Source organism: Isoptericola sp. NPDC019693 (genome assembly GCF_044389085.1).
GTDB lineage: Bacteria > Actinomycetota > Actinomycetes > Actinomycetales > Cellulomonadaceae > Isoptericola.
Genome location: NZ_JBIRXP010000009.1, coordinates 51,085 through 72,990, shown reverse-complemented (window position 1 = coordinate 72,990; position 21,906 = coordinate 51,085). Strand labels below are relative to the sequence as shown.

Annotated in this window: 22 protein-coding genes; 15 read left to right on the top strand and 7 right to left on the bottom strand. The window is 73.7% G+C overall.

Going from position 1 to position 21,906, the window contains the following annotated elements; genetic code table 11:
- The first annotated feature begins 28 nt into the window (after positions 1-28).
- Both ACH436_RS20445 and ACH436_RS20440 read left to right on the top strand, forming a co-directional pair.
- Positions 29-673, top strand: coding sequence for a hypothetical protein (locus ACH436_RS20445; RefSeq protein ID WP_430562051.1), 645 nt, complete (start codon positions 29-31; stop codon positions 671-673).
- Between the two features lie 17 nt (positions 674-690).
- On the top strand, positions 691-1,503 hold the full coding sequence (locus ACH436_RS20440) for a hypothetical protein (RefSeq protein WP_430562050.1): 813 nt from the start codon (positions 691-693) through the stop codon (positions 1,501-1,503).
- Positions 1,504-2,063: 560 nt separating this feature from the next.
- On the opposite strand, the gene ACH436_RS20435 is transcribed toward ACH436_RS20440, so the two are convergent.
- Positions 2,064-3,701, bottom strand: a complete 1,638-nt coding sequence (locus ACH436_RS20435) for a glycoside hydrolase family 10 protein (RefSeq protein ID WP_430562049.1) — start codon at positions 3,699-3,701, stop codon at positions 2,064-2,066.
- A gap of 173 nt (positions 3,702-3,874) precedes the next feature.
- Here ACH436_RS20435 and ACH436_RS20430 point away from each other — a divergent pair, with 173 nt between their 5' ends.
- Entirely contained in the window at positions 3,875-4,828 is a 954-nt protein-coding gene (locus ACH436_RS20430) for a peptidoglycan DD-metalloendopeptidase family protein (RefSeq protein ID WP_430562048.1), read from the top strand.
- A 9-nt stretch (positions 4,829-4,837) separates the two neighbouring features.
- On the opposite strand, the gene ACH436_RS20425 is transcribed toward ACH436_RS20430, so the two are convergent.
- Positions 4,838-5,617, bottom strand: coding sequence for an SDR family oxidoreductase (locus ACH436_RS20425; protein WP_430562047.1), 780 nt, complete (start codon positions 5,615-5,617; stop codon positions 4,838-4,840).
- 113 nt (positions 5,618-5,730) lie between these two features.
- Between ACH436_RS20425 and ACH436_RS20420 the strand changes: the two genes are divergently transcribed.
- The 3 genes from ACH436_RS20420 to ACH436_RS20410 all read left to right on the top strand — a co-directional run bounded on the left by ACH436_RS20420 (position 5,731) and on the right by ACH436_RS20410 (position 8,146).
- Positions 5,731-6,570, top strand: coding sequence for a helix-turn-helix transcriptional regulator (locus ACH436_RS20420; RefSeq protein ID WP_430562046.1), 840 nt, complete (start codon positions 5,731-5,733; stop codon positions 6,568-6,570).
- 134 nt (positions 6,571-6,704) lie between these two features.
- Positions 6,705-7,097 carry a PadR family transcriptional regulator gene (locus tag ACH436_RS20415; RefSeq protein WP_430562045.1) on the top strand — a complete coding sequence of 131 codons (393 nt, stop codon included), beginning with the start codon at positions 6,705-6,707 and terminating at the stop codon, positions 7,095-7,097.
- Complete coding sequence (locus ACH436_RS20410) at positions 7,094-8,146, top strand: hypothetical protein (RefSeq protein WP_430562044.1); 1,053 nt, start codon at positions 7,094-7,096, stop codon at positions 8,144-8,146. Before ACH436_RS20415 ends, ACH436_RS20410 begins: the two co-directional genes overlap by 4 nt.
- Before the next feature lie 46 nt (positions 8,147-8,192).
- Here ACH436_RS20410 and ACH436_RS20405 read toward each other — a convergent pair whose 3' ends face one another.
- Entirely contained in the window at positions 8,193-9,545 is a 1,353-nt protein-coding gene (locus ACH436_RS20405; RefSeq protein WP_430562043.1) for a glycoside hydrolase family 6 protein, read from the bottom strand.
- A 102-nt stretch (positions 9,546-9,647) separates the two neighbouring features.
- The gene (purB, locus tag ACH436_RS20400; RefSeq protein ID WP_430562042.1) at positions 9,648-11,150 is read right to left on the bottom strand and encodes an adenylosuccinate lyase; all 1,503 of its coding nucleotides are present in this window, start codon (positions 11,148-11,150) and stop codon (positions 9,648-9,650) included.
- Positions 11,151-11,362: 212 nt separating this feature from the next.
- Between purB and ACH436_RS20395 the strand changes: the two genes are divergently transcribed.
- Both ACH436_RS20395 and ACH436_RS20390 read left to right on the top strand, forming a co-directional pair.
- Positions 11,363-11,590, top strand: a complete 228-nt coding sequence (locus ACH436_RS20395) for a hypothetical protein (RefSeq protein WP_430562041.1) — start codon at positions 11,363-11,365, stop codon at positions 11,588-11,590.
- A complete protein-coding gene (locus ACH436_RS20390) occupies positions 11,587-13,323 on the top strand; it encodes a hypothetical protein (protein WP_430562040.1) in 1,737 nt (578 codons plus the stop codon). Before ACH436_RS20395 ends, ACH436_RS20390 begins: the two co-directional genes overlap by 4 nt.
- 19 nt (positions 13,324-13,342) lie before the next feature.
- On the opposite strand, the gene ACH436_RS20385 is transcribed toward ACH436_RS20390, so the two are convergent.
- Positions 13,343-13,741: a phage holin family protein gene (locus ACH436_RS20385; RefSeq protein WP_430562039.1), complete on the bottom strand. Its 399-nt coding sequence runs from the start codon at positions 13,739-13,741 to the stop codon at positions 13,343-13,345.
- 122 nt (positions 13,742-13,863) lie between these two features.
- Here ACH436_RS20385 and ACH436_RS20380 point away from each other — a divergent pair, with 122 nt between their 5' ends.
- Complete coding sequence (locus ACH436_RS20380; protein WP_430562038.1) at positions 13,864-14,820, top strand: RimK family alpha-L-glutamate ligase; 957 nt, start codon at positions 13,864-13,866, stop codon at positions 14,818-14,820.
- A 139-nt stretch (positions 14,821-14,959) separates the two neighbouring features.
- Positions 14,960-16,063, top strand: a complete 1,104-nt coding sequence (gene hisC / locus ACH436_RS20375) for a histidinol-phosphate transaminase (RefSeq protein WP_430562037.1) — start codon at positions 14,960-14,962, stop codon at positions 16,061-16,063.
- A gap of 163 nt (positions 16,064-16,226) precedes the next feature.
- On the opposite strand, the gene ACH436_RS20370 is transcribed toward hisC, so the two are convergent.
- Complete coding sequence (locus tag ACH436_RS20370; RefSeq protein WP_430562036.1) at positions 16,227-17,966, bottom strand: pyruvate dehydrogenase; 1,740 nt, start codon at positions 17,964-17,966, stop codon at positions 16,227-16,229.
- A gap of 148 nt (positions 17,967-18,114) precedes the next feature.
- Here ACH436_RS20370 and ACH436_RS20365 point away from each other — a divergent pair, with 148 nt between their 5' ends.
- Both ACH436_RS20365 and ACH436_RS20360 read left to right on the top strand, forming a co-directional pair.
- Positions 18,115-18,849, top strand: a complete 735-nt coding sequence (locus ACH436_RS20365; RefSeq protein WP_430562035.1) for a thiamine pyrophosphate-dependent enzyme — start codon at positions 18,115-18,117, stop codon at positions 18,847-18,849.
- Positions 18,846-19,787 carry a transketolase family protein gene (locus tag ACH436_RS20360; protein ID WP_430562034.1) on the top strand — a complete coding sequence of 314 codons (942 nt, stop codon included), beginning with the start codon at positions 18,846-18,848 and terminating at the stop codon, positions 19,785-19,787. Before ACH436_RS20365 ends, ACH436_RS20360 begins: the two co-directional genes overlap by 4 nt.
- Here ACH436_RS20360 and ACH436_RS20355 read toward each other — a convergent pair.
- Positions 19,768-20,199, bottom strand: a complete 432-nt coding sequence (locus ACH436_RS20355) for a DUF952 domain-containing protein (RefSeq protein ID WP_430562033.1) — start codon at positions 20,197-20,199, stop codon at positions 19,768-19,770. The two genes, ACH436_RS20360 and ACH436_RS20355, sit on opposite strands and share 20 nt — an antisense overlap.
- A 55-nt stretch (positions 20,200-20,254) precedes the next feature.
- On the opposite strand from ACH436_RS20355, the gene ACH436_RS20350 reads away from it, so the two are divergent.
- Genes ACH436_RS20350 through ACH436_RS20340 form a run of 3 tightly spaced genes read left to right on the top strand, consistent with a single transcriptional unit; the run spans position 20,255 to position 21,904 of the window.
- Complete coding sequence (locus ACH436_RS20350; protein ID WP_430562032.1) at positions 20,255-20,875, top strand: TetR/AcrR family transcriptional regulator; 621 nt, start codon at positions 20,255-20,257, stop codon at positions 20,873-20,875.
- Positions 20,876-20,884: 9 nt separating this feature from the next.
- Complete coding sequence (locus ACH436_RS20345; protein ID WP_430562031.1) at positions 20,885-21,250, top strand: cupin domain-containing protein; 366 nt, start codon at positions 20,885-20,887, stop codon at positions 21,248-21,250.
- Between the two features lie 15 nt (positions 21,251-21,265).
- Complete coding sequence (locus ACH436_RS20340) at positions 21,266-21,904, top strand: class I SAM-dependent methyltransferase (protein WP_430562030.1); 639 nt, start codon at positions 21,266-21,268, stop codon at positions 21,902-21,904.
- Positions 21,905-21,906 lie beyond the last annotated feature (2 nt).

Sequence of the window (21,906 nt, the reverse complement as noted above, 5' to 3'; positions counted from 1 at the left end):
CATCTGAGCAGCAAGAAAAGAGAGACACATGAAGATTGGCAAGACCGCATGCGCGCTGGGCGCGCTTGTCCTCGTTGGGTCGATGACTGCAAGCCTCTCTGCCACGGCCGAAAGCCGGGCTGTTTCCGGGCAAGACGACGCCGTTGCCTTCGTGCTGCCGGACGATGCCGAGCCTGGCATCGCAACCGACGCGCCTTCGGATGACGACGTCTATGTCGACGAAGATGGAAACCTCCTCGACCCCGCTGCCTCGGCGTCTGGCGAGGAACCTTCCGACTCGGACGGCGAGATCAGCGCGAGGGCAGTTGGTTGCACCCCGAAGACATACGCACAGATTCCTCACGTCTCGAAACTCTCGAACGAGTATGCCGTGCACGGCAAGGGTAGCTGGAAGAAGGGTACCTGCACAGCCAGCAAAGCACGGGTCACGACCTGCCTCTACGAGTGGTACCACAATCAAAGCAACACCGAAGGGTACTGGGAGCGAAAGGACTGCGTAGCGCCTATCGTCAAGCAGGGCGGCGGCAAGGGCAGGACCGCAATCGTCCACATCGCTTGCAAGTCGACTGCTGCTACCTCTTGGCGAACGCGGGTGAGCGTCGACGTGCAGGGTCAAGTCGACACCCCTGAGACCAAGACGATTCAGGGCGAGCCGAACTGCCGCGTGCCCTGATGTGGTCTCCAGGCGTCGTGCACGATGAGGGTGAGAGTGCACAGAGCAGCACGACGCTGTTCTGCGCACTCTACGGCTTGCTCCGCCTATATCCGGACGCAGCGGATGGGGATGTCGATCCCGAGGGGCTGTTTCTGCTTCGGTCCGAGTCGATGGGCTGGCTTGAGGACCGTGCGCTAGCAACCAACGCTGATGGCTCCTCACGCGCTGTGGGATCCCCCGGCCTGTGGCACGTTCTCGAAGCAGGCTATGGTGACGAATCCATCGAAGGCGACTCACCAACCATATGGTTCCACGCGGCGCTGTCGAACCATGGACCTGAAGGCGTGTTGCCAACGCAACCCTTTGTGCGGTGCGCCCTCGACGTGACTGGCCGCCTCGGATTCCTCGACCACCTTCACGCTGTGCAGATGATCGTGCCGGTAGGGCACGTGGCGGCATCCGAGGCAATACCGCATCTCAATACCGCGGATTGGTTTTCGACGACCTCACAGGAGTCACGTGTGCGGGTCTCGATCACGATTCAGTGCGGCGCCGATTTTGACCTCTCCGCGTCGGCGCCGCAGATTTTCGATGCTATTCGCTCGCTTGATCAATCCGTATTGCAGGTCGAGTCCTTGACTGCGCGAAACTCGATTCCGACCGCGCCGCCGCCACTGATCGACGAACTGTGGCACGGCCCCGTGCGCCACGAGGTACAAGCCGTTGGAACGATTGCGAACTGGGCCGCCGAGGAGATTGGCTGGGCGGCGGGATTCATCGCAGAGCTGTGCCGCTCCCTCGGGTCGGCCGTGCCGATTGCCGTTTCGTTCTCACGCGAAGTCCCTTAGAAGGCAAATTCCCCGAACCACGTGTCGTCTCCCGTTCGCGCGCCGGCCTGCGCCGGCGCCGACCTCGCGAGCAGGAGATTCCGAGTCGATGTCCGGAGCCTCGACCGGCTCGGGCTCGTCTCAGTTGGGCTCGTCCCAGTCGGGCTCCCCGCACCTCTCGTCCTCGGCTGGGTCGACAAGGTGGTCCGCCACGCGGCCAGGTGGACGCGCGAGAGCGCGTGGACATGCTCGCCCTACTCGGCGACTCGATGACGGACGGGCACAGCTCGACCGCGACGTGCTCGCCGAGCCCGACGTCGAGGCCGGCGTCCTGCTCGAGGACTCCTTCTGCTACGACGAGGCGAAGGAAGAGGTGCGCGCCGGGGTCAACGAGTGGATCCGCACCAGCGGCGAGTGCGACGCCGGCGTCGACTTCGACGCCGTCACCCGCGACCCCGGGAACCCGCGCAGCCTCCTCCCTGCCTACGACGTCGGCGACAACCTGCACTCGAAACGACGCCGGGTAGGAGGCGATGGCCGACGCCGTCGACCTCCGGTCGCTCGACTGCGACCGCTGAGCGTCAGGCGGACCGGGTGCGGCTGGGACGGGACTCGTTCCACAGCCGGTCGAGGGCCGTGACGGCGTAGGCGTAGCGCTCGCCGGCCACCGCCGTCGCGTCGGTGAACTCGTGCAGCACGCCGCCGTCGGAGCGGACCGTGCCGAGCAGCTGCGTGGCGTCGTCGATGTCCACCCGCGCACCCTTTCCAGCGGCACGGTAGATCGCGAACGACGTCGCGCGACGCCGGTGCGGCGCGGCGTCCACCCAGCGCAGCTCGACGCCGTCGTCGCCGGGGCGGGCGTGCGTGAGTACGGGCGGCCGGACGCGCGTGCCCGGCAGGTGCGGCATCGTCGGGACCAGCGCGGGGTGGCTGTAGTGGTCCGCGTGGACCCGCGACATCGAGCCCTGCGGGTCCTGCGGCACGTGCACCGCCGAGAAGTACACGTTGCCGTGCACCGGCGTACCCTGCGCGGTGACCTCCGCGCAGAACGTGAGGTGGTTGCTCAGCTCCGCCGGGTCGGTGAACACCCCCGACGTCACCTTGTAGAGCGCCTCCCCGATGTAGAGGTGGGTGCCGGACGTCGCCGCGACCTCGGCCCACCACGGCACGAGCTTCGCGTAGTCCGCGACGGCGAGCCCGACCTGCCAGTAGATCTGCGGGTTGATGTAGTCGAGCCAGCCCTCGAGCACCCACTTGCGGGTGTCGGCGAACTGGAGGTCGTAGCTCTGCGAGCCGCCGGTCTCCGAGCCCCGCGGGTCGGTCGAGGCGTTGCGCCAGATGCCGAACGGGCTGATCCCGAACTTGACCCACGGCTTGAGCTGTTTGATCCGCTCGGAGATCGTCCGGACGAACTCGTCGACGTTGTGCCGCCGCCAGTCCTCCACCGTGTCGAACCCGGCGCCGTGCTCGGCGTAGGTGTCGGCGTCCGGCAGGGTCTGCCCGGTCACGGGGTACGGGTAGAAGTAGTCGTCGAAGTGCACACCGTCGATGTCGTAGTGCTCGACGCTGTGCAGGATAGCGGCGTAGATGTGCTCGCGGGCCTCCGGCAGGCCCGGGTCGAAGTAGAGCTTGCCGCCGTACGGCCACACCCAGTCGGGGTGCTGCCGGGCGGGGTGCTCGGGCACGAGCTTCGAGGGATCCGTCTGCATCGACACGCGGTACGGGTTGTACCAGGTGTGCAGCTCGAGGTTGCGCGCGTGCGTCTCCGCCACGACGAACGCGAGCGGGTCGAAGCCCGGGTCGCCGCCCTGCGTGCCGGTGAGGTACTGCGACCAGGGCTCGTACGGGCTGGGCCAGAACGCGTCCGCCGTCGGCCGGACCTGGACGAAGACGGCGTTGAGGTTCATCTGCGCGGCGACGTCGAGCCAGTGCAGGTACTCGGCCTTGAGCTCGTCCGCGCTGAGGCCGGTGCGCGACGGCCAGTCGATGTTGACGACCGACGAGATCCACATCGCGCGCAGCTCGCGCTTGCGGGCGGTGGTGCCGGCAGTGGTGGTGGCAGCGGTCTCAGCGGTCGTCTCCGAGGCCCCGGCGGGCGTCATCGAGCCGACGGTCACGGACAGTGCCGAGCCGGCCACCCCCGCCGTCGCGAGGGAGAGGAAGCCGCGGCGTCCGAGGTTCGGGGTGTCGGCGCGGCCGGTCGGGACAGGGTGCGTCATCGCAGTCCTCCGAGGGTCAGACATGAGTAAGGGAGTTTCATGCTCTCGAGTACCTGTGAAGACAAGTGTCGTGGATCTCACCCGGCGCGCGCCACCCCCCACCCTGTGCTTACCGTGCCGCTGGGCAACGAAGCCCCGGACCCTGACACGGAGAGGGCACCACCATGCGCACCGTGCGTCGCATCATCACGACCGGAGTCACCCTGGGGGTCGCCGCAGCCGTGGCCTTCACGACCGGGGTCGCCGGGGCGGGGGCCGCGACGGCCGCCGTCCGGCCGCTCCCCGACAAGAGCTACGGGCTCTCCTCGTACTACGGGCCGCGGTGCATGCCGATCAAGTCGGCCTCCACCTACCACCTCGGCCAGGACATGAGCGCCAAGAAGGGCACCAAGATCAAGTCGGTCGCGCCGGGCACCGTGATCAAGGCGGGGTCGGCCCCCGGCTTCGGCCAGGTCGTCGTCGTGCGCTCCAACGCGGACGGGGGCAAGGTCTTCGCCGTGTACGGCCACGTCATCGACGGCGACAAGTACGTGAAGGCCGGCAAGTACGTGAAGCGCGGCCAGCACATCGCCGACGTCGGCAGCTCCGGCACCTCCACCGCCCCGCACCTGCACCTGGAGATCTGGAAGGGCGCGTACAAGGGGTCCGGCAGCACCACGGACCCGCTGCCGTGGATGAAGAACCACGGCGCGTCGCTCACCGCGGGCGCCGCGTGGGCCAACGCGCGGGTCGTGCCGAAGTCCTGCACCTACTACACGACCACCAAGGTCAACCTGAGGTCCGGCCCGGGCACCAACTACCGGGTGGTTCGCGAGGTCCGGGTCAACCGCGTGATGACCGCCAAGCCGGGAGCGAGCTCCGGCGTGTGGCGCAAGGTCACGCGCGACGGCACCACCGGCTGGATGCACTCGTCGTACGTCTCGCCCGGCCTGACGTCGCTGGGGACCCGGTACTCGGAGGTGAACGGCCTGCGGCTGCGCGCCAAGCCCAGCACGAGCGCCAAGGTCCTCGACTCGCTGAGCAAGGGCAAGGCGGTCAAGAAGATCTGGCCCCGGTCGGGCAACTGGGTCAAGGTCTACGTCAACGGCAAGCAGGGCTTCGTGTACGCGCCGTACCTGCGCCGGTAGGTCCGGCGATCAGGCCGCGTGCGGGTCCGTGGCGTTGAGCCGAGCGACCGTCGCGTCGTAGGCCCCCGACGTCTCGGCGAAACGAAGGAGCTTCACGCCCTCGACGAGGATCTCGTGGGCGTCGGGCCGGGTCGCGAGGAGCTCCACCGTCTCGTCCGCGAACTCGTCCAGCGGCATGGCGATCGGGCTGTCCTCCTGCCCCGGCATGAGGGTCGTCCGGACCGCGGGCGGCACGATCTCGATCACCTGCACGCCCGCCGGCTCGAGCTGCAGCCGGATGCCCTCGCTGAGCCGGTGGATCGCGGCCTTGGTCGCGTTGTACGTGGGCGTCACGGCGAGCGGCACGTGCGCCAGCCCCGACGACACCGTGACGAACGCGGCGCCCGCGCCCGCGCCCGCCTCGGCGTGGGCGCGCAGGTGCGGCAGGAACGCGGCGGCCAGGCGGATCGGGCCGAGCAGGTTGGTCGTGACGGCGCGTTCCGCGGTGGCGAGGAAGTCGTCGGAGGTCCAGTCCTCGGCCTGCATGATCCCGGCCATCGCGACGACGGCGTCCAGGTCGGGGTGGCGCTCCAGGACCGCGTCGCGGGCCGCCTCGATGCTCGCGGTGTCGGAGGTGTCGATGCGGACGGCGTCGATCCCGGGGTGGGCGGTGACGATGTCGTCGAGGAGGGCGGTGCGGCGGCCGCCCACGATCACGGTGCTGCCGCGGGCCTGGAGCCGGAGGGCGAGCGCGAGGCCGATGCCGCTGGTCGCGCCGGGGACGAAGACGGTCGAACGGGTGATGTCCATGCCCACCACCCTGCGCGGCGCGGCGTGCGGGCGGGAGAGGAGCGGTCGTCGGGGGACCGGCGGTCCCTGGCTGCGGCCTGGCCGTGCTGACGCCCGCGGCGGACGATGAGCACATGGACCGCCCTGCGCTCGCCGAGTTCCTCCGCCGCCGTCGCGAGGCGGTGCAGCCCGCCGACGTCGGCCTGCCCGTGGGGGCGCGACGTCGCACCGCGGGGTTGCGGCGGGAGGAGGTCGCGGCGCTCGCCGCCATGTCGGCCGACTACTACACGCGGCTCGAGCAGCAGCGCGGCCCGCAGCCCAGCGAGCAGATGCTCGGGTCGCTGGCGCGGGCGCTCCGGCTCACCGACGACGAGCGCGACTACCTGTTCCGCGTGGCCGGCCGGGGGACGCCGGACCGGGTGACGATGTCCTCGCACGTGTCGCCCGCGCTGCTGCGCGTGCTCGACCGGCTGTCCGACACTCCCGCCCTCGTGCTCTCCGCGCTCGGTGAGACGCTCGTGGCCAACGACCTCGCCGTCGCGCTGCTGGGCGACCGGTCGGCGCTGACGGGGTGGGCGCGCAGCGACGTCTACCGGTGGTTCACCGACCCCTCCGAGCGGCTGCTGTACCCCGAGGACGATCGCGACCGGCAGGGCCGCTCCCTCGTCTCCACGTTGCGCGTGGCGCACGGGATGCTCGGGCCGCGCTCGCGCGCCGGCGAGCTGGTCCGCGAGCTGCGAGCGCTCAGCCCCGAGTTCGCCGAGCTGTGGGACCGGCACGAGGTGCACCAGCGGTTCTCCGACCACAAGACGCTCCTGCACCCGCAGGTCGGGCCGGTCGAGCTGGACTGCCAGGTGCTGTTCACCGAGGACCAGACCCAGGCGCTGCTGGTGCTCACCGCGCCGCCGCGCTCCGAGGCCGAGGAGAAGCTCGCGCTGCTCGCCGTCCTGGGCCAGCAGGCCATGGCGCGCTGACCCCGGCGCGATGCCGACCAGGCGGTTGGTCGCGGAATGGGCGTCCTCGGAGGCCCATCAAGGTGTCAACCGCCTGTTCGGCGACCTGCGTGGCGAGGGTTGCATACCTTCGTGACAAGAGTATGGTCCTCGGCATGGCATCGAAGCCCAGCAGCAGACCGCTGCAAGAACCCGCGTTCCTCGTCCTGTCCGCGCTCGCCCAGGGGCCCGCGCACGGGTACGGGATCTCCAAGGACGTCGAGGAGAGCTCCGACGGTCGCGTCACGTTGCGCGCCGGCACCCTCTACGGCGCGATCGACCGGCTCGTCGCCGCCGGGCTGGTCGAGGTGGACCACGAGGAGGTGGTCGACTCCCGGCTGCGGCGGTACTACCGGCTGACCGCCGAGGGGGGCGCACGGCTCGACGCCGAGGCGCGGCGGGCCGAGGCGCAGGCACGACGGGCGCTGGAGCGGCTCGCGGCGCGGCGCGCCCGGGCCTCGGGTGCGGGCCGGACCGCCCCCGGCGGGTTCGGGGAGGTGCTGGCATGAGCGCCGAGCCGACCGAGGCCGGCGCCGTCGTCCCCGCGCTGGTGCGCGACTACCGGCGGCTGCTGCGGCTGTTCCCGTTCGCGTACCGGCGCGCGCACGGCCCCGAGATGCTGGGCCACCTGCTCGACGCCGCCGCGCCCGGGCAGTCCCGGCCCGCGCGCGGGGACGTCCTCGACCTGCTGCGCGCGGCCGCACGGGAGTGGGTGCTCGCGCCGCTCGGCGCCACGGCCTCCGACCGCCGCGCCGCCACGGGGGTGCTGTCCGTCGTGCTGCCCGCGCTCCTCGCGGTCCCGGCCACGAGGGCGCTGGGGTTCGGCACGTCCCTGGCCGTCCAGGACGGCGCACCGCCCGTGCTGCCGACGGTGCCGATGGTGGTGCCGTGGGCGATCTGGGCCCTGGCGGTCGTCGTGCTCCTCGCGGGAGCAGGACGGACGGGTCGGGCGCTGGCGGCGACCGCCGCCGTAGCCGCGACCGTGACGGTCGTGGCGCTCGTCGCCACCGGTCACGTGCACGCCGCCTACCTGGAGACCGGGTGGGCGGTCGGGATCGCCGCCCACGCCCTGGTGGTCGCCGAGGACGAGCGCGGGCGCGTCACGGCGGGCGGCTGGCGGCGGGGCGCCGCGACCGCGGCGGCGATGGCGCTCGCCGTCGGCGGCTACCTGGCGGCGACGGTCGCCGACACGACGCGCTTCGGGGCGCCCTGGTGGTCGAGCGTGGGCGCGACGACGTGGTCGATGCAGGCCGTCGTCGTCCTGCTCGCTCTGGTCGGCGGCACGGGGATCCTCCTGGCCCGGACGCGCCAGGCCGTGCCGGTGCTGGCAGGGGTGGTGACCGCCGTCGTGCTGGGCCGGTCGGAGTTCTTCTGGTCCGGCTCGCTCGACCCGAGCACCGTGGATCTCGGCAACGTCCTCGGCCTGCTGGCGTTCGCGCTCGGGGCGACGTGCGCCGTGCGCTGGGTCGTGAACCGGATCGACGAGCTCGCGGAGGTGCGCGCTCGGCTCCGCCGCGACGTCGAACAGGCGGTTGGTCCCGGAATGGGCGCCGTCTAGGGCCTCATTGCGGGAGCAACCGCCTGTTCGGCGACGGGCGGCGCGGCTACCAGCTCGCGTTGCGGGCGAGCTCCAGCGCGATCTCCTGCCACCACGCGCCGGCGGCCGGGCCGCCGTTGCAGGCGCCGTCGCTCTCGCCCGGCAGCTTGACCCACAGCAGGGCGTCGAGGGCGGTGCCGTCGTCGACGGCGGCCGGGCGCTCGCCCAGCGCGCGGCCGCGCGGGTTGCACCACTCGCCGTTCGACCCGTTGCCGTTGCGCGAGGTGTCCACCACGAACGGGACGCCGCCGAGCAGGGCGGAGACCTCTTCGCCGTAGGCGCGCGACTCGTCCGTGGTGCGGTAGTTCGACACGTTGAGCGCGAAGCCCGCGACGTGCTCCAGCCCCACCTGCTGCAGGCGGGACGCCGCCTCGCCGGCGGGCAGCCAGGCCGAGTGGCCGACGTCGAGATACACGCGGGCGCCGGCCTCGTCGAGGATGCGGGCGGCGTCGGCCAGCATGCCGGCACGGTCGCCCTGGCCGTCGCAGGCGCCCAGCTGGGGGAGCGCGTCCGGCTCCAGCACGACCCACGGCTCGCCGACCATCGCGTCCGCGACCTGCGCGACCCACGCGCGGTACGCGGCCTCGTCCGTGCCGCCGCCCGAGTGCGAGCCGCAGTCGCGGCCCGGGATCGCGTACACCGCCAGCAGCGGCGTCGCGCCCGCCGCCGCGGCCCGGCCCGTGTAGTCGGCCACGCCCGCGCTCGCCTCGGCGGGGTCGGCGTCCGTGACCCAGAACGCCTGCGGCGTGGTCGCGATCTTCTCCAGCAGCGCGCGGTCGGTGCCGGACGCCGCCTGCCAGGCCTCCCACGCCTGCGTGCCCTCGTCCACGAAGAACGCGGCGTCACCGGGCCCGCCGGGCTGCTCGGTGGGCGGGTCGGTCGGCTCCGTGGGCGGGTCCGACGGGTCCGTCGTCGGGACGGCGCCCGTGCAGTCGACGCCGTCGAGGCTGAAGCCCGCCGGCACCGTGGCCGCCCCCGAGGAGGTGCCGATCAGCCCGAACGACGCCGTCGCGCCCGTCGCCAGCGTGCCGTTCCAACCGACGTCGGACACGCGGACCTGCGCGCCGTCCTGCGTGAGCCGCCCGTTCCAGACCTGGGAGACCGAGGCCCCGTCGGCCTGCTGCCAGGCGACCTCCCAGCCGGTGCGGGCGTCGCCCAGGTTGGTCAGCGTGACGTCGGCCTGGAACCCGCCCGTCCACGAGCTCGTCACGACGTAGTCCACCTCGCAGGCCGTCGTCGCGCCGGCCGCCGACGTGGCGAGGCCGACGGCGCCGGCGGCGAGGCCGCCGCCGCCCACGAGGGCTGCCGCGGTGAGGGCTGCGACCCGGGCGTTCGGTCGAGGGCGTGGTGCGGTACGCATGCGAGGCTCCGTCGCGTCGTGGGTGCGGACGGAGCCACGCTAGGAGCGCGACGGCGCGGAGCGGTGCGCCCTAAACGCTTCGGGTGGGCCTGCTCGGGCCCCTCAGGCGAGGTAGTCCTCGACCAGTCGCGCGGCGATGCCGGTGTACGACGCGGGCGTGAGGTCCGCGAGGCGCGCCGCGACGTCGTCGGGCAGGCCGAGACCGGCGACGAACTCGCGCATCCGTGCCGCGTCGACCCGCTGGCCGCGCGTGAGCTCCTTGAGGCGCTCGTACGGGTTCTCCATGCCCTCGACGCCCGCGACGGAGGCGGCGCGCATCGCCGACTGGACGGGCTCGCCGAGCACCTCCCAGTTGTGGTCGAGGTCGTCGGCCATGAGCGCGACGTTGACGTTGAGCGCCTTGAGGCCGCGGCGCACGTTGTCGATGGCGAGCAGCGAGTGGCCGAACGCCGGGCCGATGTTGCGCTGCGTGGTGGAGTCGGTGAGGTCGCGCTGCAGGCGGGACGTCACCAGGGTGGCCGACAGCGTGTCGAGCAGCGAGCACGAGATCTCGAGGTTCGCCTCGGCGTTCTCGAACCGGATCGGGTTGACCTTGTGCGGCATCGTCGACGAGCCGGTCGCGCCCGCCACCGGGATCTGCGTGAAGAAGCCGAGCGAGATGTACGTCCACACGTCGGTCGCGAGGTTGTGCAGGATGCGGTTGAAGCGGGCGACGTCGGCATAGACCTCCGCCTGCCAGTCGTGCGACTCGATCTGCGTGGTCAGCGGGTTCCAGACCAGGCCGAGGTGCTCGACGAAAGCCTTCGACACGGCCGGCCAGTCGGCACCGGGGACGGCGACGGAGTGCGCGCCGTAGGTGCCGGTCGCGCCGTTGAGCTTGCCCAGGTACTCGGCGCCCTCGACCCGGCGCAGCTGGCGGCGCAGGCGGTGCGCGAGGACGGCGAGCTCCTTGCCCATCGTGGTCGGCGTGGCCGGCTGCCCGTGGGTGCGGCTCAGCATCGGCACCTCGGCGTGCTCGCGGGCCATGTCGGCCAGCTGGTCGGTCAGCGCGGTCGCGGCGGGCAGCCAGACGTCGCGCACCCCGCCCTGCACCATGAGCGCGTACGACAGGTTGTTGATGTCCTCGGACGTGCACGCGAAGTGCACGAGCTCGCTCGCGGCGGGCAGGTTCGTGGTGCCCAGCACCTCGGGCGCGGCGGCGATGCGGCGCTTGATGAAGTACTCGACGGCCTTGACGTCGTGCACGGTCTCGCGCTCGATCGCGGCCAGCTCGGCGATCTCGTCCGCGCCGAACGTCGCGGGGATCTGCCGCAGGTAGGCGATCTCGGCGTCCGTGAGCGTGGGGGCGCCGGGGACGACCGCGCCCGGGGCGGCCTGCGTGCCGTTGCACAGCGTGACCAGCCACTCGACCTCGACGTGGATGCGCGCCCGGTTGAGCGCCGCCTCGCTGAGGTGGTCCACCAGCGGCGCGACGGCGGCGCGGTAGCGGCCGTCGAGCGGTCCGAGGGCGATCGGCGGGGTGACGCCGGCGAGGCTGACGCGGGTCGGGACGGCTGTGGACTCTGTCGGCGAGGTCTGCGGCGCGGGGGAGGTCACGGCCCACATTCTCCCACGGGCCCGGCCGGCCGTTGTGAGCGCGATTTCGGGGACATTCAGGCCACGGAAAGCCCCCGAAATCGCGCTCACAACGCCGAGGTCGGCGTCGCCGGACGCGGCCGCGAAGCGGTGCGGCACGGAGCCTGTCCCCAGGTGCAGGCCGTCCACAGGTCGCGTCGGGACGGGGAGCGGCCGCGGGCTCGCGGCCTAGCGTCGCGGGCATGACCTCACCCGCCCCGCCGTCCCCGTTCCCGAGCGCCGCCCGCGACCAGGCCCTCGCGGCGCGGTGGGACGTCGACGACGCCGCCGCGAGCGCGCGGCGCAGCCTCGCGGTGGCCTGGGAGTCGACGGCGGCCGACCGGTTCCGGGACGACGTCGCCGCCCTGCTCGCCGGCCTCGACGCCGACCTCCGCCTCCTCGACGACGCCGCAGGGATGCTGGCCCGGTGACGCGCGGGCTGCCGCCCGAGGAGACGCTGGCCGTCGCCGGAGGGCGCGGCGTCTCGCGCGTCGACGCGGAGGCCGTCGAGGGGGCGGCCGTGCTGCTCGACGCGGCGGCGGAGCGGCTGCGCCGGGCGTCCCACCGGTGCCTCGGCGGGTCGGGGACCCTGCGGGGCGCGGTCTGGGCCCCCGACCCGGTCGTCGCGCCCTCCGTGCCCGTTCCCGCCGCGCCCGACGTCGTGGCGGCCGCGCGCCGCGAGGCGGCCGCCGCCCTGCTGGACGAGGCGAGCGCCAGGCTGACCGCGCGCACCCAGGAGGCCGAACGGAGCGCCCGCCGCCTACGGTTCGCCGCCGGCCTGTACCGGGACGCGGAGAACACGGCGCAGCGGGCCGCCGAGGGGGCGGTCACGCTGCTCGCAGGGGTGGCGGGGGCGTGGCTCGGGTGGCGCGCGCTGCCGGTGCTCGGCGTCACCTCCGGGGCCGCCGCCGTCCGCGGTGCGTCGACGGGCGGGCGCACGCCGTCCCCGGGCGCGACGGCGGCGCCGCCACCCGCGTCGCCCGCTCCCGAGCCGCCGACGGCCCCCGTGACGTCGGGCCCGGACGGGCGCCTGGCTCACCTCTGGCCCGTGCTGGCCCCGCTGTCGGACGAGGCGGTCGCGGGTCTCGCGGCGGGCCTCGGCGTCACCCGTCCGCCGACCTGGCAGGACCTGCGGCGCGTGATCGCGGAGGGCCCGGCCGGGCTCGACCCCGTCACCCGGGGCGCGGCCTCGCTGTCCGACGTCGTGGCCGCGCTGCTGCCGGCGGCCGTGCCGCAGGTGGTGGCCCTGGGCGACGACGACCTCGCCGGCCCGCGTCCGGCATGGGCCGACCGCCCCGCGGGGACCGTGGCGGAGGCGCTGGCCCGCACCGCGGACCTCTACCCCCAGGGCAGCGGCGTCGTCGACCGGCCCGCGGCCGGCGTCCCGGCGGGCACGCTCGCGGTGGAGGAGGTCGTGCACGCGGACGGGAGCACGTCGTGGACCGTGCTGATCCCCGGCACCCAGCGCTTCCTGTCGGCGGCGAACCCGTTCGACGCGGCGACCGACCTGAGCCTCATGGCCCACGAGACGGCGGACGTGTCCGTGGCCGTGGAGCAGGCCCTCGACGCGGCGGGCGCGGCCCCGGACGAGCCGGTGCTGCTGGTGGGGCACAGCCTCGGCGGGATCTCCGCGGCGGCGCTCGCGGCGTCGCCGGGGTTCCGTGCGCGGCACCCGGTCGGCGGGGTGGTGACCGCGGGGGCGCCGACCGCCACGTTCGACCTCCCGGCGGGGGTGCCGGTGCTGCACGTGGAGAACGAGGAGAGCCTGGTCGAGAACGTGGACGGCCGGTCCCTCCGGGAGGGGCCCGCCACCGTGGACCGCGTCACCGTCGGGCGCCGGCTGCAGGACTCGTCCGACCCGGCCGACGTCGCGGCGGCCGGCAGCATCGCCCTGGCGCACGCCATGCCGACCCACCTGCGCACGCTGGCCGCCGCCGAACGGACCGGGAACGTGCGCGTCACGGGGGTGACGGCGCGCCTCGACCAGCTGCTCGGGGGCACGCGGGCACGCACGCGGTTCTTCACGGCGCGGCGCGTGGACCCGGCACCGCCCGTGGTGCTGGCCCCCGGCCCAGGCCCAGGACCAGGCCCGGGGACGCTCGGGACGGTGCCCGGGACGACGTCGCCCCCGCCGGGGAACCCGACGGGGGCGACATGGCACTGAGGTGCGCAGGGCCGCGCGATCAGCCCTTCTTCGGCGCGAACGCGCCGATGATCGCCTGCAGGACGGCGAGGATGAGGGCGATCCAGACGAACCACCAGAACCCTCCCGTGACGTCGACACCCCAGTCGCCGAACCACCCCTGGTCCGTGATCCACGTGGTGAGCCAGAGCACGAAGGCGTTGATGACCAGGTAGAAGAGCCCCAGCGTGAGGATGAGCAACGGGATCGAGATGATGCTGACGATCGGCTTCACGAAGCTGCTGATGAGGGTGAACACCAGCGCCACGCCGAGCACCGCCAGGACGTACTCCAGCACGTTGTCGCCGTCGTACGGGGGCAGGATCTCGAGGTTGGTGAAGATCAGGTCGCTCAGCCACAGCGCCACGGCCGTGACGAGGGTGCGGACGATGAAGTTCATCCCGTCATCGTGGCACGTCACGGCGGCCAGGGCCGGGCACGACGCTCGGTGCGAGGGTCCCCGGGCTGCTCGGCACAGGGCCTGGGCTGCTCGCCGCGGGCGCCCGCGCGTAGGCTCGCCGGGTGAGCGAGCCGTCCGTCCTCGTCCTGCACGACAACCCCGACTGGCTGCCGCCGTTCGAGCGGGCCTTCGAGCGCGCCGGCGTGCCCCTGGAGCCCTGGCACCTGGGCGACGTCACGCTGGACCTCGCCGAGGCGCCGCCCCGGGCGGTGCACTGGTCCCGGCTCAGCGCGTCCGCGCACACCCGCGGCGTCCCGCACGCGCCGGAGGCCGCGCAGGCGGTGCTGTCCCGCGCGGAGTCGGCGGGGCGCCGGGTCGTGAACGGGACGCGGGCGGCCGCGCTCGAGGTGAGCAAGGTGCGCCAGTACAGCCTGCTGCGCGCGGCCGGGCTCGACGTGCCGCGCACGACCGCGGTCACGGACCGCGCGGCCCTGCGGGCGGCGGCCGAACGGTTCGGCGCACCGTTCATCACCAAGCACAACCGCGGCGGCAAGGGGCTCGGGGTGCAGCGGTTCGACGACGTCGGGTCCTTCGGCGCCGCGCTGGACGCCGGGCTCCTCGAGGACCCGGTGGACGGCGTGTGGCTGCTGCAGGAGCTGCTCGTCGCGCCGGAGCCGTTCGTCACGCGGGCGGAGTTCGTCGGCGGCCGGTTCCACTACGCCGTCCGGGTGGACACCTCGACGGGGTTCGAGCTGTGCCCGGCGGAGGCGTGCGCGCTGCCGGGTGCCGACGGCGTCGCCCCGCCGCCCCTGTTCGCCCTGCGGCCGGAGATCACGGCCGAGCACCCCCTCGTCGCCCGGCTCGAGCGCCTGCTCGCGGAGCAGGGGATCGAGATCGCCGGCGTCGAGTTCTTCGAGACGGTCGACGGGCGCACCGTGCCGTACGACATCAACACGAACACCAACTACAGCCCGGACGTCGAGGAGGCCGTCGAGGTGTCGGCGGCCGACGCGATCGCCCGGTTCTTCGCCGGCCTGGTGCGCGACCCCGCCGAGGTAGTACCCACCCTCGCGAGGTAGTACGGATCGCGCCGAGATAGTGCGAGACCTGCCGAGGTAGTACGGGTCTTCGCGAGGTACTACCTCGGCGAGGGCGGTACTACCGCGCGGCGGGAGCGACTACCTCGGCCACCCCACGCGGGTGGCATCCTTGATCGCTGTGACCACCCCCGCTGACCCGCACGTCGCTCCCGCCTCGACCGTCCCCCTGCGCGCCGCCGTCGCCGCGCTGCCCGCGTACGTGCCGGGCGCGCGGCCCGCGGAGGGCGCGCAGCTGTGGAAGCTGTCGTCGAACGAGAACCCGTACCCGCCGCTGCCGTCCGTCCTCGAGGCCATCACGCGCGCGGCCGAGGAGACCAACCGCTACCCCGACATGTACGCGACCGAGCTGGTCGAGGCGCTGGCGGCGCACGTCGGCGTCCGGGCGGACCAGGTCGTCGTGGGCAACGGCTCGGTGGCCGTGCTGGCGCACGTGCTGCAGGCCGTCGTCGAGCACGGCGACGAGGTCGTGTTCCCGTGGCGCTCGTTCGAGGCCTACCCGATCGTCGTCGCCGTCGCGGGCGGCGTCGCGGTGACGGTGCCGGTCCGCGCGGACGGCCGGCTCGACCTGCCGGCGATGGCCGCCGCCGTCACGCCGCGCACGCGCGTGGTCATGGTCTGCACGCCGAACAACCCCACCGGGCCCGTGGTGCACGCGGACGAGCTCGAGGAGCTCCTCGCCGCCGTGCCCCGCGACGTGCTGGTGATCGTGGACGAGGCGTACCTCGAGTTCGTGCGCGACCCGCAGGCGCCCGAGGGTGTCGACCTGCTCCGGCGGCACCCGAACGTCGTCCTGCTGCGCACGCTGTCCAAGGCGTACGGGCTGGCGGGCCTGCGCGTGGGCTACGCCGTCGCCGAGCCGCGCCTCGCCGCGGGGATCCGCGCGGTCTCCACCCCGTTCGGCGTCAACCACGTCGCCCAGCGCGCGGCGCTGGCCTCCCTCGAGCCCGTGGCCCAGCACGAGCTGCGCGAGCGGGTCGACGCGCTCGTCGCCGAGCGTGAGCGCGTCGTCGCCGCCCTGCGCGAGCAGGGCTGGGACCTGCCCGAGACGCACGCCAACTTCGTGTGGCTCCCGCTCGGCGAGGACACCGTGGACCGCGCCGCCGAAGCCACCGCCGCCGGCGTCCTGGTGCGCCCGTTCGCGGGCGACGGCCTGCGTGTGAGCATCGGCGAGGTCGAGGCCAACGACGCCTTCCTCGCCGTCGCCGCCACCTGGCGCCCCTGATCTCGTCGTGGGCGGGGGGGGGGGGCCGGGGGGGGGCGCCCCCCCCCCCCGCCCCCCCCCCCCCCCCCCCCGGGGGCCCCCGTGTGGGGGGGGGGGGGGGGGGGGGGGCGGTGGGCCCCCCCCCCCGGGCCCCCCCCCCCCGCTCACCACACTCGGGCTGGGGTCAGCGGGGGAGGTTGCGCAGGTTCGAGCGGGCCATGGACATGACCTCGCCCATGCCTCCGCCGAAGATCTCCTTCGTCATCGCGGTGGCGAACCCGCGGATCTGCCCCGTCGTGATGGACGGCGGGATGGACAGCGCGTTCGGGTCGGTGACGACCTCGATGAGCGCCGGGCCCTTGCGGTCCAGGCCGTCCTTCAGCGCCCGGCGCAGGTCCTTCGGCCGCTCCACGCGCACGGACGGGATGCCGACGGCGAGGCCGATGTTCCGGTAGTCCACCGGCGGGGAGTCGGTGCCGTACGAGGGCAGCCCTTCGACGAGCATCTCGAGCTTCACCATGCCGAGGGTCGCGTTGTTGAAGACGACGATCTTCACCGGCAGGTCGTACGTGCGCACCGTGATGAGCTCGCCCAGCAGCATGGACAGGCCGCCGTCGCCGGCGAGGGCCACGACCTGCCGGCCGGGCTGCGCGAACGCGGCGCCGATGGCGTGCGGCAGCGCGTTCGCCATCGAGCCGTGGATGAACGACCCGATGACGCGCCGCTTCCCGTTGGGCGTGAGGTACCGGGCCGCCCACACGTTGTTCATGCCGGTGTCGACGGTGAACACGGCGTCGTCGGCGGCCGTCTCGTCGAGCTGCACGGCCGCGTACTCGGGGTGGATCGGCGTGTGCTTCTCCACGTTGCGCGTGTACGCGCCCACGACCTTGGTCATGATCCCGGCGTGCTTGTCGACCATCGAGCGCAGGAACTTGCGGTCCTTCTTGCGCTGGATCAGCGGGTTGAGCAGCTTGAGGGTCTCGCCGACGTCGCCGTGCACGGGCACGTCGAGGCGGGTGCGGCGGCCGAGATGGGAGGCGTCGACGTCGATCTGGGCGGTGCGGACGCCGGACGGCAGGAACGAGTCGTACGGGAAGTCGGTGCCCACGAGCACCAGCAGGTCGGCGGAGTGCATCGCCTCGTGGCAGGAGCCGTAGCCGAGCAGGCCGGACATGCCGACGTCGTGGGGGTTCTCGTACTGGATGATCTCCTTGCCGCGCAGCGAGTGGCCGACGGGGGCGGCGGCGAGGTCGGCGAGCTCCAGGACGGCGTCGCGGGCGTCGCGCGCCCCGGCCCCGACGAACAGCGTCACCTTCTTCGCCTGGTTGATCGCGTCGGCGAGCGCCTGGACGTCGGCGTCGTTCGGCACGACGCGCGCCGGGCAGGCGCCGGGCACGAGGATCGGGGCGTCGTCGTCGGGCACGCGCTCGTCGGCGACGTCGCCCGGCAGGGTCAGCACCGCGACACCGGGGGCGGCGAGCGCGTGCTGGATGGCGGACCGCGTGACCCGCGGCAGCTGGGCCGGCGACGAGATCAGCTCCGAGAACACGGACGCCTCGTTGAAGATGCGGTCCGGGTGCGTCTCCTGGAAGAACTGGGTGCCGATCTGCGCGCTGGGGATGTGCGACGCGATGGCGAGCACCGGCAGCCTAGAGCGGTTCGCGTCGTAGAGGCCGTTGATGAGGTGCAGGTTGCCCGGCCCGCACGACCCGGCGCAGACGGCGAGCTCGCCCGTCACCTCGGCGTCGGCGGCGGCCGCGAACGCCGCGGCCTCCTCGTGGCGCACGTGCACCCAGTCGATGCCCTCGGTGCGGCGGACGGCGTCGACGACGGGGTTCAGCGAGTCCCCGACGATGCCGTAGATGCGCTTGACGCCGGCGGCGACGAGCTGGTCGACGAGGTGTTCGGCGACGGTGCGGGCCATGACGAGACCTCCAGGTGACGGTGGCGGGTCCGTCTCGATCCTGCCTCCGACCTCGCGTTTCCGCAGGACGGCGGCGCGTGAGGTGGCGCACGCGCACGTCGCCGACAGGGGTTGACCTCAACCATGGTTCAGGTCGGACGATCGTGGCATGACGACGATCACGCCGGTGCAGGCCGTCCCCGCCAGGGTCCCGCGGCACGTCCGCGACCTCGTCGCCCGCGTGACGGGCGACGAGAAGCACGACCCCAGCGCCCACTCCACGCTCGACGTCGTGTGGACCTTGTACGACCAGGTGCTCCGCGTCGACCCGGCCAGCCCCGAGGCCCCCGACCGCGACCGCTTCCTGCTCTCCAAGGGGCACGGCCCGGCGTCGACGTACGCGGTGCTGGCGGCGAAGGGATTCTTCCCCGCGGAGTGGCTGGACGACGTCGCGTCGTTCGACTCGCCGCTGGGCCACCACCCCGACCGCACCCTGGTGCCCGGCATCGAGATCGGCAGCGGCTCCCTGGGCCACGGGCTGCCCCTCGCCGTCGGCCTCGCGCTGGGGCTGCGCGGCCGGTCGCCCGCGCGCGTCGTGGTGCTCGTGGGCGACGCCGAGCTGGACGAGGGCAGCAACGCCGAGGCGATCCAGGTGGCGGGCAGGTTCGGCCTCGGCAACCTCACGTGCGTCGTCGTCGACAACCGCAGCGACGGTCTCGGCTGGCCCGGCGGCATCGCGCCGCGGTTCGCCCTCGAGGGGTGGGTGGCCGCCGAGGTGCGCACCCACGACCAGCCCCGGCTCACCGCGGCGCTGCGGCGCACCGAGCCCGACCGCCCGACGGTCGTGGTGGTCGACACGACGGGCAGCCCGACGAGCAGCCCGACGAGCAAGGAGGCGGCATGACCACCCTCGCCCCGGCGTCGCAGGCGCTGGACCTGCGCACCCGTTTCTACGACGAGCTGGACCCGCTGCTCGACGCGTACCCCGACGTCGACGTCGTCCTGGCGGTGATCGGGTCCGGCTATATGTCCCGCGCGATCGAGCGCCACCCCGGCCGCGTCATCGACGTCGGCATCCGCGAGCAGGCGCTGATCGGCGTGGCGGGCGGCCTGGCGCTCGCCGGTCGGCGCCCGATCGTGCACACGTTCGCGTCGTTCCTCGTGGAGCGACCGTACGAGCAGGTCAAGCTGGACCTGGGGCACCAGGACGTCGGGGCGGTCCTCGTGAGCGCGGGCGCGTCGTACGACGTCTCCGCCGGCGGCCGCACCCACCAGGCGCCCGCGGACGTCGCGCTGATCTCCGCGCTGCCCGGCTGGACGGTGCACGTGCCGGGCCACGCCGACGAGGTCGCGGAGCTGCTGCGCCGCGAGGCCGCGGGCACCGGCCGGGCGTACGTCCGGCTCTCCGGGCAGCGCAACGCCCGGCCCGGCCCGGTGGACGGGAGGCTGCACCTGGTGCGCGACGCCGCGGGGCCGGCGCCGTCGTCGGGCTCGGCGCCGGTCGTCCTCGCCGTCGGGCCGATGCTCGACACCGTGCTCGAGGCGACCGCCGGCCTGCCCGTGCGGGTCGCGTGGACAGCCACCCCGCACCCGCTCGACGCCGACGGGCTGCGCGCGCTGGCCGGCCCCGCGCCCGTGCTCGCCGTCGTCGAGCCGTACCTGGAGGGCACGAGCGCCGCGGCCGTGGCGGCGGCGCTGGCGGACCGTCCCAGCCGCGTGCTGCACGTCGGCGTGCCCGGCGAGGCGGAGCTGCGGCGCTACGGCACGCCGCGCGACCACGCCGCCGCGCACGGCCTCGACGCGGCGGGCGTCCGCCGCCGGCTCACGAGCTTCCTGGGCTGACCGGCGGGCTGAGGGGCGGCGCGGTCTCGCGCACGTCCAGCCCGGCGAGGTCGGGTGCGACCCACCCGTCGGGCCCGCGCCCGATCTCCAGGACGGCGACCACGGTGTCGCGGTCCATCGGCAGCGCCCCGCCGATGCGCGGGGAGGGGGTCCCCGCGGCGTCGGGCTCCCAGCGCACGGGGATCCCCTGGGCGTCGAGGGCGCCCTCGTCGACGACGGCGAGGACGAGCGGCTCGGTGGCGTCCCCGTACACGTCCCGCAGCACGGCCGGCAGGCCGGCGGCGGTGGTCGCGTGGACGTGGCCCGCGTCGTCGACGAGGGTGCGGCGGGTGGCGACGTCGTACTCGCCGAACCGTCCGCAGGCCTCCCAGTCGTCGCTGAAGGCCACGTGCAGCAGCCGTCGTCCAGCCATCGGTCCTCCTCGTGCCAGGCATCGCAAGAATGAAACGCTGTCGTATCATTAGAGCATGGGAACGACGACGGACCGACCCGCCGCCCGCCGAGGTCGCCCGCGGCGGGACGAGGTCGACGCGCGGCGCGAAGCGATCCTCGACGCCGCGATCGCGCAGCTCGCCGAGCACGGGCTCGCCGCGACCACGATCGGCGGCGTCGCGGCGGCGGCCGGCGCGACCAAGCGCACGATCTACAGCCACTTCATGGACAAGGCCGGGCTCTTCCTCGCCGCCGTCGAGCGCCTGCACGGGCACGAGGAGGAGGGCCTGCACGCGGGAGACGGCCTCGAGGAGGTCGCGACACGGATCGTGCGGACGCTGCACGGCGACGACGCCGTGACACTGCACCGGCTGGTGATCGCCGAGGCGCGCCAGCTGCCCGGGCTCGCCGCCGACTTCTACGAGCGCGGCCCGGGGCGCTCCGTCGACGTCCTCGCGGCACTGCTCGCCGCCGAGCACCCCGATCTCGGCGGCCCGCGGGAGCGCGCCGAGGAGCTGTACACGCTGCTGCTCGGCGAGCCGCACCGGCGCCGGCTGCTCGGTCTGGACCCTCCTCCGTCCGCCGCGCGGGCGCGGGAGCACGCGCGGCGGTCCATCCGGACCGTGCTCGGACGCGCCGGGGCAGCACCGGCCTAGGGTGGCCCCGTGAGCAGCGACGTGAGGAACATCCGCACCGCACTCGAGAGCATCCCCGAGCCGTGGCAGCCGCACCTGCTCGCGAGCGTCAACGACTACGCCGTCAAGGTGGTCAAGCTGGACGGCGAGTTCGTCTGGCACACGCACGACGACACCGACGAGCTGTTCCTCGTGCTCAGCGGTCGGCTCACCATCCAGCTCCGCGACCGGGACGTCGTCCTCGGCCCGCACGACGTCTTCGTCGTGCCGAAGGGCGTCGAGCACTGCCCGCGCGCCGACGGCGAGGTGCACGCGCTGCTCGTCGAGCCGACCTCCACCGTCAACACCGGGGACGCGGGCGGCGAGCGCACCTCGCCCCTGCGGGAGCTGGACTGAGCCGGTGACGCCTCGATGACGGACGCGGGCGCGGCCTACGCTGCCCGCGCACAGGAGTACACCGCGCTGTTCGGGTCGATGGACGCGGTGCACGACGACGACCGCGACCTCGTCGCGCGGTGGGCCGCCGGGCTGACCGGGCGCGTCGTCGATGCCGGGTGCGGGCCGGGGCACTGGACGGACTTCCTCGCCCGCCAGGGCCTGGACGCGGAGGGCGTCGACCTCGCGGAGCCGTTCCTGGAGCGCGCCCGGGCGACGTATCCCGGCGTCCCGTTCCGCCGCGCCGCGCTCGCCGACCTCGGCGTGCCGGACGGCAGTCTCGGCGGCGTGCTCGCCTGGTACTCCGTGATCCACACCTCGCCCGAGGCTGTGGACGGCACGGGGGTCGACGAGGTGCTCGCCGAGCTCGCCCGCGCCGTCGCGCCGGGCGGCGGGCTGCTGCTGGGGTTCTGCCGCGGTCCGCGCGTCGAGCCGTTCGACCATGCCGTGACGAGGGCGTGGTTCTGGCCCGTCGACGAGCTGGCGGCCCGCGTCGAGCGGGCCGGGTTCGACCTCGTGGGGACGGCCGAGCGCGACGACCCCGGCGTCCGGCCGCACGGCGCGATCAGCGCGCGACGTCGGGAGGCGGGCCGTCGGACGGCGGGTCCAGCGTGACG